General features: G+C 63.0%; 17 protein-coding genes. 5 read left to right on the top strand and 12 right to left on the bottom strand.

Features of this window, described 5'->3' with window-relative positions:
* Positions 1-11: 11 nt before the first annotated feature.
* Positions 12-1,919, bottom strand: coding sequence for an AAA family ATPase (locus FQ705_RS31065; protein WP_144148371.1), 1,908 nt, complete (start codon positions 1,917-1,919; stop codon positions 12-14).
* Positions 1,920-2,610: 691 nt separating this feature from the next.
* Positions 2,611-2,895 (bottom strand): hypothetical protein, encoded by a 285-nt coding sequence (locus FQ705_RS31060; RefSeq protein WP_144148903.1) that lies wholly within the window; start codon positions 2,893-2,895, stop codon positions 2,611-2,613.
* Positions 2,896-3,181: 286 nt separating this feature from the next.
* Between FQ705_RS31060 and FQ705_RS31055 the strand changes: the two genes are divergently transcribed.
* Both FQ705_RS31055 and FQ705_RS31050 read left to right on the top strand, forming a co-directional pair.
* Positions 3,182-4,219, top strand: coding sequence for an AraC family transcriptional regulator (locus tag FQ705_RS31055; RefSeq protein WP_144148369.1), 1,038 nt, complete (start codon positions 3,182-3,184; stop codon positions 4,217-4,219).
* Positions 4,220-4,229: 10 nt separating this feature from the next.
* The gene (locus tag FQ705_RS31050) at positions 4,230-4,853 is read left to right on the top strand and encodes an ATP-binding cassette domain-containing protein (protein ID WP_144148367.1); all 624 of its coding nucleotides are present in this window, start codon (positions 4,230-4,232) and stop codon (positions 4,851-4,853) included.
* 25 nt (positions 4,854-4,878) lie between these two features.
* Here FQ705_RS31050 and FQ705_RS31045 read toward each other — a convergent pair whose 3' ends face one another.
* The gene (locus FQ705_RS31045) at positions 4,879-5,886 is read right to left on the bottom strand and encodes a zinc-dependent alcohol dehydrogenase family protein (protein WP_144148365.1); all 1,008 of its coding nucleotides are present in this window, start codon (positions 5,884-5,886) and stop codon (positions 4,879-4,881) included.
* 486 nt (positions 5,887-6,372) lie between these two features.
* Positions 6,373-7,332 carry a hypothetical protein gene (locus FQ705_RS31035; RefSeq protein ID WP_144148361.1) on the bottom strand — a complete coding sequence of 320 codons (960 nt, stop codon included), beginning with the start codon at positions 7,330-7,332 and terminating at the stop codon, positions 6,373-6,375.
* A gap of 296 nt (positions 7,333-7,628) precedes the next feature.
* On the opposite strand from FQ705_RS31035, the gene FQ705_RS31030 reads away from it, so the two are divergent.
* The 3 genes from FQ705_RS31030 to FQ705_RS34255 all read left to right on the top strand — a co-directional run bounded on the left by FQ705_RS31030 (position 7,629) and on the right by FQ705_RS34255 (position 8,470).
* The gene (locus FQ705_RS31030) at positions 7,629-7,826 is read left to right on the top strand and encodes a heavy-metal-associated domain-containing protein (RefSeq protein WP_144148359.1); all 198 of its coding nucleotides are present in this window, start codon (positions 7,629-7,631) and stop codon (positions 7,824-7,826) included.
* 96 nt (positions 7,827-7,922) lie between these two features.
* Positions 7,923-8,321: a DUF305 domain-containing protein gene (locus FQ705_RS31025; RefSeq protein ID WP_144148357.1), complete on the top strand. Its 399-nt coding sequence runs from the start codon at positions 7,923-7,925 to the stop codon at positions 8,319-8,321.
* Positions 8,318-8,470 (top strand): hypothetical protein, encoded by a 153-nt coding sequence (locus FQ705_RS34255; protein WP_186308086.1) that lies wholly within the window; start codon positions 8,318-8,320, stop codon positions 8,468-8,470. Before FQ705_RS31025 ends, FQ705_RS34255 begins: the two co-directional genes overlap by 4 nt.
* An 11-nt stretch (positions 8,471-8,481) precedes the next feature.
* Here FQ705_RS34255 and FQ705_RS31020 read toward each other — a convergent pair whose 3' ends face one another.
* The 8 genes from FQ705_RS31020 to FQ705_RS30985 form a co-directional block, all read right to left on the bottom strand.
* On the bottom strand, positions 8,482-8,994 hold the full coding sequence (locus FQ705_RS31020; protein WP_144148355.1) for a DUF1697 domain-containing protein: 513 nt from the start codon (positions 8,992-8,994) through the stop codon (positions 8,482-8,484).
* A 109-nt stretch (positions 8,995-9,103) separates the two neighbouring features.
* On the bottom strand, positions 9,104-9,445 hold the full coding sequence (locus FQ705_RS31015; protein WP_144148353.1) for a cupin domain-containing protein: 342 nt from the start codon (positions 9,443-9,445) through the stop codon (positions 9,104-9,106).
* 122 nt (positions 9,446-9,567) lie between these two features.
* Positions 9,568-10,764, bottom strand: a complete 1,197-nt coding sequence (locus tag FQ705_RS31010; protein WP_144148351.1) for an aminotransferase class V-fold PLP-dependent enzyme — start codon at positions 10,762-10,764, stop codon at positions 9,568-9,570.
* A gap of 71 nt (positions 10,765-10,835) precedes the next feature.
* Complete coding sequence (locus FQ705_RS31005) at positions 10,836-11,369, bottom strand: DUF3455 domain-containing protein (RefSeq protein ID WP_260854674.1); 534 nt, start codon at positions 11,367-11,369, stop codon at positions 10,836-10,838.
* A gap of 133 nt (positions 11,370-11,502) precedes the next feature.
* Entirely contained in the window at positions 11,503-12,675 is a 1,173-nt protein-coding gene (locus FQ705_RS31000; protein ID WP_144148349.1) for a glycosyltransferase family 9 protein, read from the bottom strand.
* A 209-nt stretch (positions 12,676-12,884) separates the two neighbouring features.
* Complete coding sequence (gene prpF, locus FQ705_RS30995) at positions 12,885-14,072, bottom strand: 2-methylaconitate cis-trans isomerase PrpF (protein ID WP_144148347.1); 1,188 nt, start codon at positions 14,070-14,072, stop codon at positions 12,885-12,887.
* Positions 14,073-14,137: 65 nt separating this feature from the next.
* Positions 14,138-16,735, bottom strand: coding sequence for a Fe/S-dependent 2-methylisocitrate dehydratase AcnD (acnD, locus tag FQ705_RS30990; RefSeq protein ID WP_144148345.1), 2,598 nt, complete (start codon positions 16,733-16,735; stop codon positions 14,138-14,140).
* A 269-nt stretch (positions 16,736-17,004) separates the two neighbouring features.
* Positions 17,005-17,433: citrate/2-methylcitrate synthase (locus FQ705_RS30985; protein ID WP_313955690.1), on the bottom strand; the 429-nt coding region annotated here is incomplete at its 5' end.

Below are 17,433 nucleotides of genomic sequence, written 5' to 3'. Positions count from 1 at the left end.
CGGCCTTGGCTTCAGGCCGCTGCCGGTTCGTCGTGGACGATCGTGAGCGTGTTCTTATGCTCGCGGATCAGCCGGTACACGGTTTCGCCGGGGACGGTTTCGTGTTCGAGCAATTCGTCGGCGATGGCGCGTAGCACCGGCTCGTAGGCGTGCAGGAGCGCGTAGCACAGCTCATTCAATTCCTTGAGCAGCACGTTGGCGTGCTCGATGGCGCTCTTCATCTGCAAGCCCGCGTATTGCTGTGGAAGCGCCGCCAGGCTGAACAGATCGCCGTCACGGTTGAAACCGAACTTCGACACCATGTCCAGGCTGATGCGCGACGCCTCCTGCAAATCGGATGCGGCGCCACTCGAAGCTTCGGAGAACATGAGGATTTCCGCGTTGCGCCCACCGAGCAGAACCTGGATTTCGTTGCGAATTTCAGTCTCGCGGTAGAGATGCTTATCCTGCGCCTTGGTGATGAGCGCAACGCCTAACGCGCCGCCACGCGGCAGGATCGTGACTTCTTCGAGCACGCCGGTGCCGAGCACCGCGGCTACCAACCCGTGCCCTGCTTCGTGCACGGCGATCCGTGTACGCTCGTCTTCCGTGAGCGCGCGCTCCGCGCCGCTCACGTCGCCGATGCGGGCGATCTTGATCGCTTCCATGAAATGCTTCGCCGCGATTTCGCTTTCGCCGGCTTTGCGCGCGACCAGCCCCGCCTGATTGACCACCATCGCAACCGTAGCCGGGGACAGGCCCGTGGTAAGGCGTGCCAGTTGGTCGTAGTCGATGTCGGCGGCTTTCGACTTGAGCTTCTCCGCGTAGAAACGGAAAATCTTCGCGCGGTCTTCGCGGTCGGGCAGCCGAACCTGCACCGTACGATCGAAGCGGCCCGGCCGGCGCAAGGCTTCGTCGAGGTTGTCCGGGTGATTGGTCGCGGCGACGATGATCACACCTTCGTTCGACGCGAAGCCGTCCATTTCCGCGAGCAGCTGATTGATGATGCGGTTGCTTTCGGCTTCGACCGGACCGCCGCCCGTGTCGGTGCGTTTCGCGAGGCCGTCGGCTTCGTCGATGAAAATGACGGTGGGAGCATTCTTGCGCGCCAGCTCGAACAGATGCTTGACCTTCTGAATGCCGACACCGTAGTACTTCGCGCTGAAATAGCTGCCCGTGATCGAGATGAAGCTGGCACCACATTCCCCGGCCAGCGCCTGCGCGAGCCGCGTTTTGCCGACGCCCGGGCCGCCCACCATCAGAATGCCGCACGGCGCGCGCACGCCCATCGAGGTGAACTGTTTCGGATCGGAGAGATAGCCGCGAATGTCCGCGAGCGCGGCCTTCGCTTCGCCCGCGCCGATCACGTCGTCGAAACAGAGCGTGGGTGCCTTGCTGAGCAGCTTGGCGCCGCCGCGCATTTCGCGACGCATGAACCACAGCATGCCGCCGACCAGCAGCAGCGGCAGCAGCAGACTGATGGCGTCGCGAGTCTGGTCGAACACGTGAGCCCAGCGCGCGCCGCCGGTGCGAATATCCGCGTCGGGAAGCCACACGAGTTGGTACGCAGCGGCCTGGTCGGTCTTCGGTTCGCCAAGCAGGAGCGCGTGCGAGAAGGTGGCGTTGTGATCGGTGACGAAGTACTTCGAGCCGTCGCGTCGTGACACCAGAATCGCGCTGGGGCTCACGCCGATCGCAGCGACATTCGCACTGTTGATATCGCGCAGCATTTGCGACGCGTCTTTCTCTTCACGAGTCCACGCCGAAGGATCGTGGCGCATCTGATTGGCGACACCCGTAAGCGCCGGCGGCACTTGCACGTTGCGCTGGTGATAATGCCAAAGACAAACAGCGAGTATCGCGGCGATGAGTGCCGCACCCAGCGTCCACGCAAACTTGCGCGTACGGTTCTTACCAAGCAGATTCTTTCCCGGCTTCATGAGTCACTTCCAAAAACGGGCTCAAAGCGAGCCCCGATACTTGTCAAAATCAGATGGGCAGAGTGGGCGGGGGAATCGGCTGATGCGACACCGTGCGTGCCGGAAGGAGGACAGCCAACCTTCGTCCTCTCGAGCGATCGCCCATGCGCAGTATGCCGTGGCGACGCGTCCTTCCAAATCACAGAAAAAGCCTGTTTCTACCGACTATCCGGCGAATTGAAACGCCGTATTCAGGGAACGGGCAGGCGGTAAAACCAACCTGTTTTCTCGCTCCGTCGCCCAGTTTATCAGCACTAAATTCGTTGCGTATTTTGGATAACTAATATTAACCGCACCCTATTTAAAAGCGGTCAGAATTACAGATCATCGTCTGATTAAGGGACAGCATCGAACAGGTGAAGGCGCGCGCGTCGAGCGGCGGGCTCCCGTCTAGCTTTACTGTGAAATTGCGGCGCTGGATGCATCGGCGGCGTAAAAAGCCGAATCCTGGCCGCCAGCCGACAAGCGCTGTAGGGGGCAAGACCGAGCAGGATGGCGGGGTCGATGGGCGACGCGCCTCTTGGGGCCCGTTCGCTCCACCGCCGTTTTTTCTCTCAGGTTCTTCTGATTTTTTGATGACCGATGCGGCCTGCATCGATCAAGGTCTCCAGCGCTTAACCCCGGTCCTCGCATTCCTTTTGCTTCGGCCGATTCAGGCGGCATCGCGCTCTTTTAGCCCGATCCGCAGTTCGCCTGCCAACCTGTCGCTCAATCGCGACAGGCGCCTGCGCTGGCTGGCAATTAACTCGTGCGTTTCTTCCAGAACGCGGAGCCGCTTCTCCCAATACTCATGGTCGAGTGGATGTCCCCCTTCTGCCGCACCCCCGCGCGCCAGATACTCCACCATGCTTTCGAGATGCTGCAACTGGCTGTCCACCAGACTGGCCGGACGCCGCCCGCCCCGTTGGACGGTCGCTTCCCTGGTCGTGCCGCTCATCATCCTTACCCCGTGAATTGCCTGCTGGCAAAGCATGAACCTCGCACCCTTGCGCCCGTTGTCTCTGGTTGGCGCGGTTTTGCGCGCAGTTGCGGTTCCGGTACGGAGGCGGTGGACGATTGACCACGCCGTGTGGCGAAAGCGATCTGCATCTAATCATGCGAAGATAGCGCTGCTTTTTTGACAGGCTTGACTGTCTGTCTCAAAACTTGCCCGTTTGCTGCAAAATGCGGGTTTGGCGTGCCCCACTTGCAGCCGTCGCATTCTTCGCCTTCAACCATCGTCCATGAACCAGCGCTCACTGCCGGAACATCTGGCCGCGGCTGCCGCAGCCGATTCGTGCTCCGCCATTGCGACGAGCCGCTTCAGCACGCACGGACTCGCCGCCGACCAGCAGTTCCTCGCCTGGCGTCAGCGGGTCGGGCACGTAGTCGACGCGCCGCCGTCGAACGAGCAGATCGCCCGGGGCTTTCGCGGCGAAATCGATTTATACGCGGGTGGCGGCCTGATTTTTACCGACTGCAGCACCGATTCGATGGTGCTGGAACGCTCGGTTGCACGGGTGTCCACCGACAAGCGGCGCGATTACGTCTTCCAGGCTTTTCTGGAAGGACATGCCGGCGACGTCACCGGCATGAGCAGGAAGCGCAGCGCGCCAGTTCTGGTGCAAGGCATCGCAGCGTTCGATCTGAATCAGCCGTTTCGCGCAGAGCGCCCGAAGTCGCGGCTTCTGAGTCTGTTCGTCCCGGCCGCGATGGTAGACGAGGCGATGCGCGACGGCTCGGCGATACACGGTCGCATCGTCGAGCAGTCCTCGCCGCTCGCCGGCCTCGCGCTGGATCACATGGCGGCCGTGGCTCGCGACATCGCGAAGCTCGATCCGGCCCGCGCCATCGAAGGCTTGCAGGCCGGCGCCCAGTTGATGATCGCGGCCTTTCGCAAGGACGCGCGCCCGACCGGTGCGCAACGCGCCGCCCTGCAAGCCGCGCTGATGGGCCAGGTGCGCCGCTACGTGGAAGCCAATCTGCACCATGGCGAGCTCACGCCGACCAGTGTGGTTCAGGCGTTGCAACTCAAGCGCGCGACGATCTATCGCTGGTTCGAACCCGAAGGCGGCCTCGGCGCCTATATCCGCCATCGTCGCTTGCTGGAAGCCGCGGACGAGCTGGCCCGTTTCCCGCACCTCCAGGTGATGGAAATCGCCTACGGCCTCGGTTTTCGTAGCGCCTCGGACTTCACCCGCGCGTTTCGTCGCGCTTTCGACATGAGTCCGCAGGACATGCGAGCTCGCGCACTCGACCTGCGGGTTCAGGGCGCGCAATAGATCCCACCTTATGCTTCGATTCGAAAAACTCAGCAAACGCTATGACGAGCGCATCGTCTTTCAGGGACTGCACTACGACACCGTCGCAGGATGCGTCGCGTTGAACGACGAGTCGGGCAGCGGCAAATCCACCTTGCTCGGCATCCTTGCCGGCACGATCGAGGCCGATACCGGTGACGTGTGGCTCGGTGGTCAGTCTTTGCGCAGCGCCCCGCTTGCTGCGCAAGCCTTGCTGACCTACATGCCCGAAGACTGCATGACCTACCCGGACCAGACCGGTCGAGCTTATCTGCACGATGTGGCGTCGGCGAGAAAGGCCAGCGTCGGGCATGAGACGATGGAACTGGTGGAGCGCTTCGGTCTCACGCCGCATCTCGACAAGCGCTTCGAGCAGATGTCGTTCGGCACGCGCAAGAAGTTTTTCCTCACGTCTGCCGGACTCGGCGACACGCGCGTGCTGATCGCCGACGAGCCCGTCGGCGGACTGGACGCCCCGGCACGCGCAGTGCTGGTCGATCTGTTCAGGACGCTGGCCCAAACCCGCACGGTGTTTTTCTGCAGCTACGACGCTGCGTTTAACGATGCCTGTGGAGCGAGCGGCCTCACGTTCGCGGATCTGGCGACGCCCACCTAAGCGGCCGACGCCCTGGTCGACGCGCTCACATCGTCACGCAGATCTTGCCGAAGTGAGCGCCCGACTCCTCGTGCCTGAACGCATCGGCGAGCTTTTCCAGACTGAACGTGCTGTCGATCACCGGCTTGATACCGGTCACCTCCAACGCGCGAATCATGTCGAGCTGCTCCTGCCGACTGCCCACGATCAAACCTTGCAAGCGTTGCTGCCGCGCCATCAGCGCCGCGGTCGGCACCGGGCCCGCGCGGCCGGTCAGCACACCGATCAGGGCGATATGTCCGCCGATCCGGCAAGCCGTGATCGATTGCGGCAAGGTGCCGGGCCCTCCCACTTCGACGACATGATCGACGCCGCGTCCGTGGGTGAGCTGACGGACCTGTTTGCCCCACTCGGGATTCTCGCGGTAGTTGATCGTTTCGTCGGCGCCCAGTTCGCGTAGCCTCGCGAGCTTCGCATCCGACGAAGACGTGGCGATCACCGATGCGCCCATCGCCTTGGCCAGTTGCAAGCCGAAGATCGACACGCCGCCGGTGCCGAGCACCAGCACCGTTGCGCCCGCCCTGATCTGACCGTCGACAACCAGCGCACGCCATGCGGTCAGTCCGGCGGTGGTCAGCGTGGCGGCTTCTTGATGACTGTACCCTTGCGGTGCGCGCGTGAAGTAATGCGCCGGCAGCACGACGGCCTCGCGTGCATAGCCGTCCACGCCGTCGCCGGGGGTGGTCGAAAAATCGGCGATGGCCGGTGGTCCGTTTTCCCAGAACGGGAAGAAGCACGACACCACGTGGTCGCCCGCCTCGAATCCGCTGACGCCCTCGCCGACCGATTCGACGACGCCCGCGCCGTCCGCCATCGGAATGCGGCCTGCCTGCGCCGGAAGATTGCCGCTTACCACGCCGTAGTCATGAAAATTCAGCGAGCTCGCGTGAATGCGTACGCGGATTTCACCGGCAGCGGGCTGGCCGGGATCGTCGATCTCGACGACCTGCAGATTGGCCACGCTGGCGGGCGAACCGATTCTGACGGCTTTCATCTTGTCGTTCCTCCTGGATTTTGGCGGCGATTATTAAAACCTCGCGCCATCATTAAGCGTTCAATATCGAAACACGTTTAAAAGTAAATGCTACTTAATGCGAAATTGATAGCGCTGAAACTACGCTTTTATGGAAGTTCTGTCGAATCGCGACTGCCGTAACGCCGCCTCGGAATGGCACCGCTCGTTCGCCGGCAACCGGGACGCGGACCAGCACGCGCGGCGAACACCTGGACGCCCTCGCCCTCCGATCTCGACCCGTTCTACACGAGCCGCAAGATCATGCGGTTAATCAGGCTCGACGGTATTCCGGCACCTATCTGGTCTCTTCGAATGCCATACGCGCTCCAGCCTGTCCCGTTCTGTCATGTGGCGACGAGCCACGCAACGACTACGCGGATAGCACCGCAAAGACCGCGAGGAGATGACTGCCGAAGCTATAAAAATCTCGTGGAAATACGCAGACACGCAGACGAACCCTGCGCGTCAAGCCGCCTTTTCCTGCGCGGCCTGTTCGAGCCAGAGACGGCTGTCGGGGAACCAGAACGCGTCCGGCCTTGGCGGCGACACGAGCTTCACCGGCAGTGAAGGATTGAAGATTCTCGACCACGCGGACAGATAGGAGGGTGTTTTCACCAGATAGCCGCAACTGGCCAGCAACAGACTTGACACCAGTGCCTCGCGGCCGATTTCGATCCCGGGATAACCGCTGAAGTGAACCGGCGTGCTGCCGCGCGCGAGCAGCTTGGCCGGCGCGACCTTGACCGGCTTGCGAAACGGCCATGCAACGAAGAACGCGAGAAACGCGGGTTCGTCGCTCGATACGAAGATGTCGGTCAGATGCGGATTGTCGGCGAGCGTCGCGTCGACATGCTGGCAAAACGCCGTCCACGAAATGGGTACGGCTTCCGACGGCTTGTCGGTCCCACGAAAATGCGCGCCGAGCGTCGACGCCCCGATGCCCGACTCGCGGCATACTGCGTCGACCTCATCGAGAATATGCGCCGCAGGGCGATAGTGCGCATAAAAAAGTTCGCTTGCGCTCCTGAGTTGCAGGCGGCTCTCGTAGCGTTGACGAAATCCCAGTTGAACCAGGTCGCGCACCGTCGAGGTTCTGATCTTATGCGTCAGCGCCGCAACCGGTGCGGTCCGCACCGGCTCGAAGAAAGCGCCGAACCAGTCCAGCTTGCCCTCGGGGTCGCCATAAAGTCCGCCCCGCGCGCTGATGCAGGGCGTGAGGCACTTCTCCTCGCAGTACATGAGAATGAACAGCACCATCTGCATCACGGAGAAAAAACCCGAGTTCTCCTGAATTTCGATGGCGAACATCCCGCGATTCAATCGCTGTTTGGCGTGGAGGGAGATACGGCGCGGCGTGGCCACGGAATGCTTGAATCCCTCGCTGCGTCGGATCTGTTTCGCCCGATCGACGACCTTTCTCAACATGCCCCGCTCCTGACGAGATCCACGTATTGTTCGAAGCCCACGCGCATGAAGCCATTCATTCCACGCGGCCCCAGCATAGCACCGCCAAATACGCGTCCAAGTAAGTTCGGCGCAACTTCGTGAGTTAGCGCACAGAGAGTCGGTAAGACCTCCCGCAAATCAATCCACGAAGGGTGCAGGAAATCGCATTGCGCGAACCACGGCGCATCTGCGCCCACCATTCTTCCGATCCATGCTTGACCTTGCCATCGTGGGAAGGTCCAAGCTTGGGTTCAGATTTCTCATTGGAGGTAAACATGGAATTCGCCATCCCGGATATGACCTGCGGCGGATGCGCCAAGGCAGTCTCGCGCGCAGTGACGAGTCAGGATCCTGCGGCCACAATCGAGGTGGACGTGCCGGTCAAGATCGTCAGGGTCACGTCGACGCTGGCGCCGCACCGACTGATCGAAGCAATCGAGGCGGCGGGCTTTCATCCTTCGCTGAACGACTGAATCCACCCGGATAACGCCTGCCGGACGCATGGGCAAGACGCCCGTTTCCTGGCATCATGACCACCCTGCCTCTCTTCGCTCAACTGGAAATCCACGATGAATAATCTGCGCGCGTTTCGTTCCGTCTATCTGTTCAGCGCTCTGGCGTTGGCCATGGCGGCGGCGCCCGTCCATGCCCAGCAGCATGCGTCCATGCCCGGCATGGACATGTCCGCGTCGTCGCTCGCCGGTTCGGCCGATTCGACGCAAGCCTTCAAGGCGGCCGACGACAAAATGATGCACGACATGAGCGCGCCCACCTATACCGGCGACGCCGACAAGGACTTCGTCTCGCACATGGTCCCGCATCACCAGGGGGCGATCGAGATGGCGCAGGTCGAGTTGAAATACGGCAAGGACCCGGAGTTGAAACGTCTGGCCAGAAACATCATCAAGGCCCAGCACGATGAAATCGCCTTCATGCAACGCTGGCAGGCGAAGCACGGCGTGAAGTGAAACTGGGAGTTGGCGCGGTGCCGGTGCTGTTGATACGAACCGGCTACGTGGCAACCTTGCCCTCGCGCGTCGTCGAACGCTATCTGCACGAGCTCGATGCGTTCGAATTGCCGTTCGACGCGCGTGGCTTCACCATGTTCGCGGCCTGAGTCTCGAACACCTATGCTTCCAACGCCCATTCGACCAGCCTTGCCACCGTGTTCATATTGCGCGCGGTGCCATTCTTCGCGGCAGGGATCTTCAGTTTCGAGTGGGCGATTCCCTTGCTGTAGTGCACATAAATTTCGCGGGTTCCAATTGCAATCTCTTCGTCCTGCTGACCGCTCGCCTGCTTGAGCGTATCGGCCGGCGGCGCTGCATCGAGGAATATCGCAACGCAGCGATTCGACGCAGCCGAGCTGAACGGATTGGACTCGAGCACCGCGACCAGTTCCGCGCCGGTGCGCACCAGCACCCCGACCGGCTTGCCCGCGTAGTCGGCGAGGCAATGTTCCAGCTTGCTCTTTACCGAGGCTTCCTTCAGTTTGCTTTCGAATACCACGTTGCCGCTGGCGATGTAGGTCCGCACCTGGACAAAGCCCAGGGATTCACACATCGTGCGCAGTTCGGACATAGCGAGCTTGCCGGTGCCCCCGACGTTCACGGCTCGCAGGAAAGCGACGTATCGAGTCATCGAATAGTCCGGTCTTGATGGTTTTGGCGGCGGCCTCGAGTGCCGAGCCCGCCCGGGCGCATCAAGCGTACTGTGTCACGACCGGCTTGTCGATGAACGCGGAAGTTTGCTATCGAAGCGGCTCGTCGGATCGAACCGTTGTCGTGTCGCGACGCTCCACCGTCAGACTGACGGTGCGTTCGCCGCCAGGCCGCGTGCGATGGCGTATCCCGCGCGGCACGGTCAACAGCTGGCCGGTTTGCAGTTCGACAGCGCCCTCGTCCGTCTCGATGACGAGCGTACCCTCGACCACCACGAACGTTTCATCCGAGTCGGGATGCACGTGCCAGAAGTACGGCGCATGCATCACGCTGAGGTGCACGTCGTGGTCATTCACGTTCGCCACGACCTGGTTCAGATATCCGTGCGACACGCCCTTCGCGAGCGCGCGCACATCGATCGATTCGATCATCTCGTCTCCCTTGGCATTTGCCGGTCAACCTTCAGCGTAACGCCGTGATGACGGATCGGATAAATCAAAAATTTTCGCTTGTATGTGAGCGAAACTCACCGGACTGCCAATGCATTCGTCGCTCAACGCACCAGCGCGCGGATGCCCGTCAACAGTCTGTCGATCTCCGGCTCCGTGGTGAGATAGCTGACCGATGCGCGGGCGATCTGCTGAAGTCCGCGCGCCTCCATATCCAGCGGTGTGTAAGGCGTGCCGTTGCTACCGATCGTGATGCCTTGCGCTGCAAGACTGCGCTGCACCGTCAGTGCGTCGAGCCCGGCCACGTCGAACGCGATCAACCCCGAACGTTCCGCACCCAGATCGAGCACCGTCACGCCGGGCAACGCTGAGAGCCGCTGACGCAACGACTGCGCGATACCATCGATCTGCAAACGGATCGTGTCGACGCCGATCTCCAACGCCTCCTGCAACGCATTGGCCAAGCCGCAATGCAGCGCCAACGCCCTCTCCGACGACTCGAAACGCGCCGCGTCGTCACGCAGCACCGGCTCGCCGTTCGCGCCGAGCGGAGCCGACCAGCTGTCGACCAGCACGGGCGTCAAGCGCGACAGAAACGCCTGACGGATATAGAGAAAGCCCGTGCCTCGCGGTCCTCGCAGCGCCTTGCGGCCCACGCCGGTCAACACGTCGCAGCCGAGCGCGACGACGTCGGTCGGGACTTGCCCCAACGCCTGCGCGGCATCGATGAAGTACGGGATCGCGTGACGACGAGCAACCTGTCCGATTGCGGCAGCCGGATTGATCAGTCCGCCGTTCGCCGGCAGCCAGGTGAGCGCGATCAAACGCACACGCTCGTCGAGCAATGTTTCCAACGCTTGCGGATCGACTGCGCCGGTCGCATCGCAGGGAATCGTTTCGATCGATACGCCGTCGCGCTGTGCAGCCAGACGCATCGCACTCAGATTGCCGCCCCACTCCTGCCGACCGACGAGGATACGATCGCCTGGTTGCCAGGGACCGAGCGCGGCAAATGCGGCGCTCCAGCCGGACGAATTGCCGGTGGTCAGCGCGATCTCTTCCGGTCGCGCATTGAACAGTTGAGCCGCGAGCGTTCGCGCGCGTTCGGTTTGTTCGCGCCCGCTTGCGGCGGCCTCCATGGGACCGGTTGTGGCTTCACGCCAGAGATGCGCCTGGATCGCCTCCAGCGTCGCGGACGACGGCAGCGAGGCGCCCGCGTGGTTGAAATGCGTGGTGCTCTGCGTGCCGGGTGCGCGGGCACGCAGCGCGTCTACTGCGGCAGACGAAAGAGGCGTCGACAAGCTGACTCCAATGAATGGGGATTAATCAGGCGTGCACGGAGCTTTTTGGGGAAATTCGAAAACGCTCGCGCTTACCGATAGAAAACGTAGTCCGCGAGATAAGGCGTGCTGCCGGATTGATGCTCGGTCGTACACGGCGCGGCAGGCATCAAGCCGCCGACCGTATGCACGCGCTGCACATAACGCACCGTCGACAACACGCCGCTTCCCGCCGTGCTATGCGTTTCGAGCAGCAGCTGCGGAATGCTCGAGGGCGTATCGCTGGGTCGCTGCGCAAGCAGGTGTCCGACGATGCGGCTGCCGTCCTCCGCTTCCCAGAACGGACCCGCGCCATGACGAACGGCCGCGTGGCCGCTCGTATCGAACAGGATCGCCTGCGGGTTCTTGAACGCCCACGTCAGATGATGCTGCGAGTCGAACTCGCACGAATAGGTCTGCACGCCGGACGCGGCCAGTTTCATCACCTGCACGGCCTGGGGCGGGTCGATCGAGGCGTTGGCACTGCCGGAAGACGTGGCGGCGGGACCGCCAGGCGGCGTCGCACAGGCCACCAGCGCACCAAGCATGACGGCCGCACATGCGGAAGAAGGGAAACGCCTGAACATGGGAGTCACCTGAAAGAAAGGGAGCGCCGAGTCGAATCATGCAGCAAAGTCGAACACGGATCTTACCCCGGCGATAACTTCTCCACACAACTCGTCCAGGATGCGCGAACTCGTCGCAATGCGCTCCCTGCAGTCAAGCCACTTCGCCGACGCGCGCGCGTTGCTCGTCTGCCGACTGCAACACCGCCTGCACCACCCGCTCGACGCTCGGCCAGTTCTGCGCGGGTTGCCCCTCCACGTATTGCTCGGGTGCCACGCTGCGATAAGGCGGCGGGTAACCCCATATGGCGTCGTGCACTTGCGGCCGCGTGATGCTCCCGCCGATCACGACGACAGTCGGCTTGCTGAACGCAGCGGCGACATGCATGAGCATCGTCGAATTCGTCAGCACCACGCTCGCCTGCCCGACCAACGCGAACACGATCCGCAGCGGCACCTCGCCCGCCACTGAGCGCACGGCTACACCCGGACCCGCTGCGGCGATTGCCTCGGCCGCGCGACTCTGATCCGCTGCGCTACCGACGATCACGATATCGCACCCATCCCCGGCCTTTTCGATTCCCTGCGCGATCTGCACGAGCGCGGCGCCGAACTGACGCGGCTCCCATGCCTTGGTCGGCACGCCCGCTCCGACGGCGACCACGAGGCGCACCGTGCGGCGGCGCGCAACGCCGCCTCCTGCCCAGATTTGCGCGGCGCGTGCGCGTTCGTCGTCGGTCAGGAACAGTTGCGGGCGCGCTTCCGGCAGGACCGTAGCGCCCAGCAGTTCGCCTTGGGCGAGCGCGGCGCGTCCGGCCTGTCGCCGCGCGAATTCAATGTATTGCTGGCAGCCGCTCCAGCCGCCGCGATAGCCGCGCACGCCGATGCGATAGCGCGCGCCGGCGCGCATCATCAGCACGGCGCCCATGTAGCTGCCGAGTACGTCGATCGCGACGTCGACGCCGCCGCGCGCGCGCAGCGCCGCCACTTGCGGCGACTTCCACAGAAAGCGCAAGACATTGCGATGCGAGCGATCCGCGACCAGCTTGTTGTTCCAGGGTGCGTCGATGTCGACCACTTCGTCGACGAACGGATTGTTCTCGAGAACCGGCCGGCCCCAACTGCCGACACCGGCGATCAGACGCGTCGTCGGAAAGCGTTGGCGCAGCGCCTCGAAGAGCGGTGTGGTGGTGAGCAGTTCGCCGAAATCGTTGGGACGCAGCACCAGAATCTCGCGCGGCGTATCGCGTTGCGGATCGAACCGTGGACGGTAGAAGCGGCCGATCAGCCAGACCGGCGCTTCGATCAGGAGGCTTTTCCAACCCATTGTCTCTCCAGTGTGGCAGCGGTGGCCGCCGTGGCCGCGCACAGGATGTCGAGGCGCCGGGAGCCGCCCGGATATCGCTCCGATTGTGCACGCTTGCCACACTGGACTGTGTTGCCGGCCGAACAGAGAGACGGACGTCGGACCGCCCGATGCTGCCTGATTCCGCTCCATCCCGCCAACGCGGGGCACATGCCCCGCCTATGGCGCACTTACCTTTCCTGCGGCACCCGCACCCACCCTTCCATCAGCACGCGCGCGCTACGGCTCATGATGGCCTTGGTGACGGTCCATTCGCCACCGTTCTCACTCGCCTGCGCGCCCACCCGCAAAGTGCCCGACGGATGCCCGAAACGCACTGCCTCGCGCGCGCCGCCGCCCGCAGCCAGATTCACGAGCGTGCCGGAAATCGCTGCGGCGGTGCCGATCGCAACGGCGGCGGTGCCCATCATCGCGTGATGCAGCTTGCCCATCGACATCGCCCGCACCAGCAGGTCGACGTCGCCCGCGCCGATCTGCTTGCCGCTCGACGACACATAAGCGGCCGGCTTCGCCACGAACGCCACCTTCGGCGTGTGCTGGCGCGTCCCGATCTCGTCGAGATGCTTGATGAGGCCCATGCGCAGCGCGCCGTGCGCACGGATGGTCTCGAACATGGCGAGTGCTTTCTCGTCGCTATTGATCGCGTCCTGCAACTCGGTGCCCTTGTAGCCGATCGCTTCCGCTTCCACGAAGATGGTCGGGATGCCCGCGTTGATCATGGTCGCCCTCAGCGTGCCGACGCCCGGCACTTCGAGATCGTCGACCAGATTGCCGGTCGGGAACATCGAGCCGCCCGCGCCCTCTTCTTCGGCCGCCGGGTTCATGAATTCGAGCTGGACTTCCGCAGCGGGGAACGTCACGCCGTCGAGTTCGAAGTCGCCGGTTTCCTGCACGGCGCCGTCGGTCATCTTCACGTGCCCGATGATGGTCTTGCCGATGTTGGCCTGCCAGATTCGCACGACGGCGACACCGTCACGTGGAATGCGGCTCGGATCGACCAGGCCCGCGCCGATCGCGAACGGTCCCACCGCCGCCGACAGATTGCCGCAATTGCCGGTCCAGTCGATGAAGGCCTTGTCGATCGCCACCTGTCCGAACAGGTAATCCACGTCGTGATCCGGCTTGCTGCTTTTGGCGATGATCACCGTCTTGCTGGTGCTCGATGTCGCGCCGCCCATGCCGTCGATCTGCTTGCCGTACGGATCGGGGCTGCCGATCACGCGCATCAGCAGCGCATCGCGCGCGGCGCCGGGCACTTGCGCCGCTTCGGGCAAATCCTGCAAGCGGAAGAACACGCCCTTGCTGGTGCCGCCGCGCATGTAGGTGGCCGCAATCTTGATCTGAGGGAGATACGCCATGAAAGTGTCCTGAAATGTGCGGGCGGCATCTCACGCGACGCCGCCCGGATCTGCGTTAGGTTCGATTAAGCGGCTGCCTTCGACGACTCCAGAAAGTCCTGCGCAAAGCGTTGCAACACGCCGCCGGCTTCGTAGATCGACACTTCCTCAGCGGTATCGAGCCGGCACGTCACCGGCACTTCGACACGCTCGCCGCTCCTGCGATGAATCACCAGCGTGAGGTCGGCGCGCGGCTTGCGTTCGCCGATCACGTCGAAGGTCTCGGTGCCGTCGATGGCAAGCGTCAAGCGGTTCACACCCGGCTTGAACTCCAGCGGCAAGACGCCCATGCCGACGAGATTCGTGCGGTGAATCCGCTCGAAGCCTTCCGCCACGATCGCTTCCGCGCCGGCGAGCCGCACACCCTTGGCGGCCCAGTCGCGCGACGAACCCTGGCCGTAGTCGGCACCGGCGATCACGATCAGCGGCTGCTTGCGCTCCATGTAGGTTTCGATCGCTTCCCACATGCGCGTGATCTTGCCTTCGGGCTCGATACGCGCCAGCGAACCGGCCTTCACCTGGCCGTCCACCACCACCATCTCGTTCTTCAGTGTGGGATTGGCAAACGTGGCGCGCTGTGCGGTCAAATGATCGCCACGATGCGTCGCGTATGAATTGAAGTCCTCTTCCGGCAGGCCCATTCTGGCGAGGTATTCGCCCGACGCGCTGTCCAGCAGAATCGCATTCGAGGGCGACAGGTGATCCGTCGTGATGTTGTCGCCCAGCACGGCGAGCGGGCGCATACCCTGCAACGTACGCTCACCGGCGAGCGCGCCTTCCCAATACGGCGGACGGCGAATATACGTGCTCATCGGACGCCAGTCGTACAACGGGTCGGCTCGCTCGCCGGTATCGACGGCGACCGCGAACATCGGCTCGTACACCTTGCGGAACTGCTCCGGCTTCACGCTCGACGCGACGATCGCATCGATCTCTTCGTCGGTCGGCCAGATGTCCTTCAATGTGACCGAATTGCCGTCGGCGTCGATGCCCAGCACATCCTTCTCGATGTCGAAGCGAATCGTGCCCGCAATCGCATAGGCCACCACCAGCGGCGGCGAGGCGAGAAAAGCCTGCTTCGCATACGGATGGATACGTCCATCGAAATTGCGGTTGCCCGAGAGCACAGCGGTGGCGTACAGATCGCGCTCGACGATTTCTTTCTGGATCACCGGGTCCAGCGCGCCGGACATGCCGTTGCACGAGGTGCACGCATACGCCACCACGCCAAAGCCGAGTTGCTCCAGTTCCGGCAGCAGGCCGGCCTCTTCCAGATACAGCGTGACCGCCTTCGAGCCGGGCGCGAGCGAGGTCTTCGCCCACGGCTTGCGCGTCAGTCCGCGCCGGTTCGCGTTACGCGCGACCAGACCCGCCGCGATCATGTTGCGCGGGTTGTTGGTGTTCGTGCAGCTCGTGATCGCGGCGATGATGACCGCGCCGTCGGGCATCAAACCCGGCTCGTTCTCAACCTTGCCGCTGATGCCGCGCGCCGCCAGTTCCGACACCGGCAAGCGGCGATGCGGATTCGACGGACCGGCGAGTGTGCGCACCACCGTCGACAGATCGAACGTCAGCACGCGTTCGTATTCGGCGCGTTGCAGGCTGTCGGCCCAGAGACCGGTTTCCTTTGCGTAGGTCTCGACCAGTTTGACGAGTTCGTCGTCGCGGCCGGTCAGCTTGAGATACTTGATGGTCTGTTCGTCGATGTAAAACATTGCCGCCGTCGCGCCGAATTCGGGCGCCATATTGGCGATGGTCGCGCGGTCGCCGAGCGTCAGTTTCGCGGTGCCTTCGCCGTAAAACTCGAGGTACGCGCCGACCACTTTTTCCTTGCGCAGGAATTCGGTCAGCGACAGAACCACGTCGGTCGCCGTAATGCCCTCGCCCGGCTTGCCCGTGAGTTCCACCCCGACGATATCCGGCAGGCGCATGTACGAAGCGCGACCCAGCATCACGCTCTCCGCTTCGAGGCCGCCCACGCCGATTGCGATCACGCCGAGCGCGTCGACCATCGGCGTATGGGAATCGGTGCCGACCAGCGTGTCGGGAAACGCCACGCCATCTTTCACCTGCACCACCGGGCTCATCCGCTCCAGATTGATCTGATGCAGGATGCCGTTGCCCGGCGGAATCACGTCGACGTTCTTGAACGCCAGCTTGGTCCAGCTGATGAAGTCGAAGCGGTCCTCGTTACGACGATCTTCGATCGCGCGGTTCTTGGCGAACGCATCCGGATCGAAACCGCCGCATTCGACGGCGAGCGAATGGTCCACCACGAGCTGCGTGGGCACTACCGGATTGACCATCGCTGGATCGCCGCCTTGTGCGGCAATCGCGTCGCGCAGACCCGCGAGGTCGACCAGCGCGGTCTGACCGAGAATGTCGTGACACACCACGCGCGCAGGAAACCACGGGAAATCCAGCTCGCGCTTGCGTTCGATGATCTGCTTGAGCGACGCGACCAGCGTCACCGGATCGCAGCGCCGTACGAGGTTTTCGGCGAGCACGCGCGAGGTGTAAGGCAGCGTGTCGTAAGCGCCGGGCTGGATGGCGTCGACCGCGGCGCGCGTGTCGAAGAAATCGAGCTGGGTGCCGGGAAGGCGTTTGCGGTTGGCAGTATTCATGGCGTTGGGGACGAACAGTAATGATGCGGGGACGATGGCGGTGGCCGATCGCAGTCAGCTGCCCGTTTTTATGGGCCTTTTAGCGGCGTTTCGCTGACGGGTCAGTCAGACAGTATGCTTAGTTTAGTAGCTCGCGCGGCTTGCGGGTCGGCTATCTCGGGCACGCACGGGAACACGCGAAAAAAACAACCTTGGCTCGGGGTATGACGAGCCAAGGCCAAACTTCATTGCATCGCGCTCGGCAGACGCAACGGAGGAGAAAATCGCCGTTAGACCCGTTTCGCGAGCGGCACGAACGGCAGGTCGTCGGGTCCGGTGTAATTCGCGCTCGGTCGGATGATCTTGTTGTCGATTCGCTGTTCGATGATGTGCGCGCTCCAGCCGGCCGTCCGGGCGATCACGAAGAGCGGCGTGAACATGGCCGTCGGCACGCCCATCATGTGATACGACACCGCGCTGAACCAGTCGAGATTCGGGAACATCTTCTTCGCTTCCCACATCACCGATTCCAGCCGCTCGGCGATGCTGAACAGCTTGTTGTTGCCCGCTTCTTTCGAGAGCTTCTTCGCGATTTCCTTGATGACCTTGTTGCGCGGGTCGGAGATCGTGTACACCGGGTGACCGAAACCGATCACCACTTCCTTGTTGTCGACGCGCTTGCGGATGTCCGCTTCGGCTTCGTCCGGCGTTTGATAGCG

Origin of the sequence: Paraburkholderia sp. BCC1884 (genome assembly GCF_900996225.1) — a bacterium.
GTDB lineage: Bacteria > Pseudomonadota > Gammaproteobacteria > Burkholderiales > Burkholderiaceae > Paraburkholderia.
Note: the sequence above shows the minus strand (reverse complement) of the source record. Positions and strands in the feature narration are given on the sequence as shown.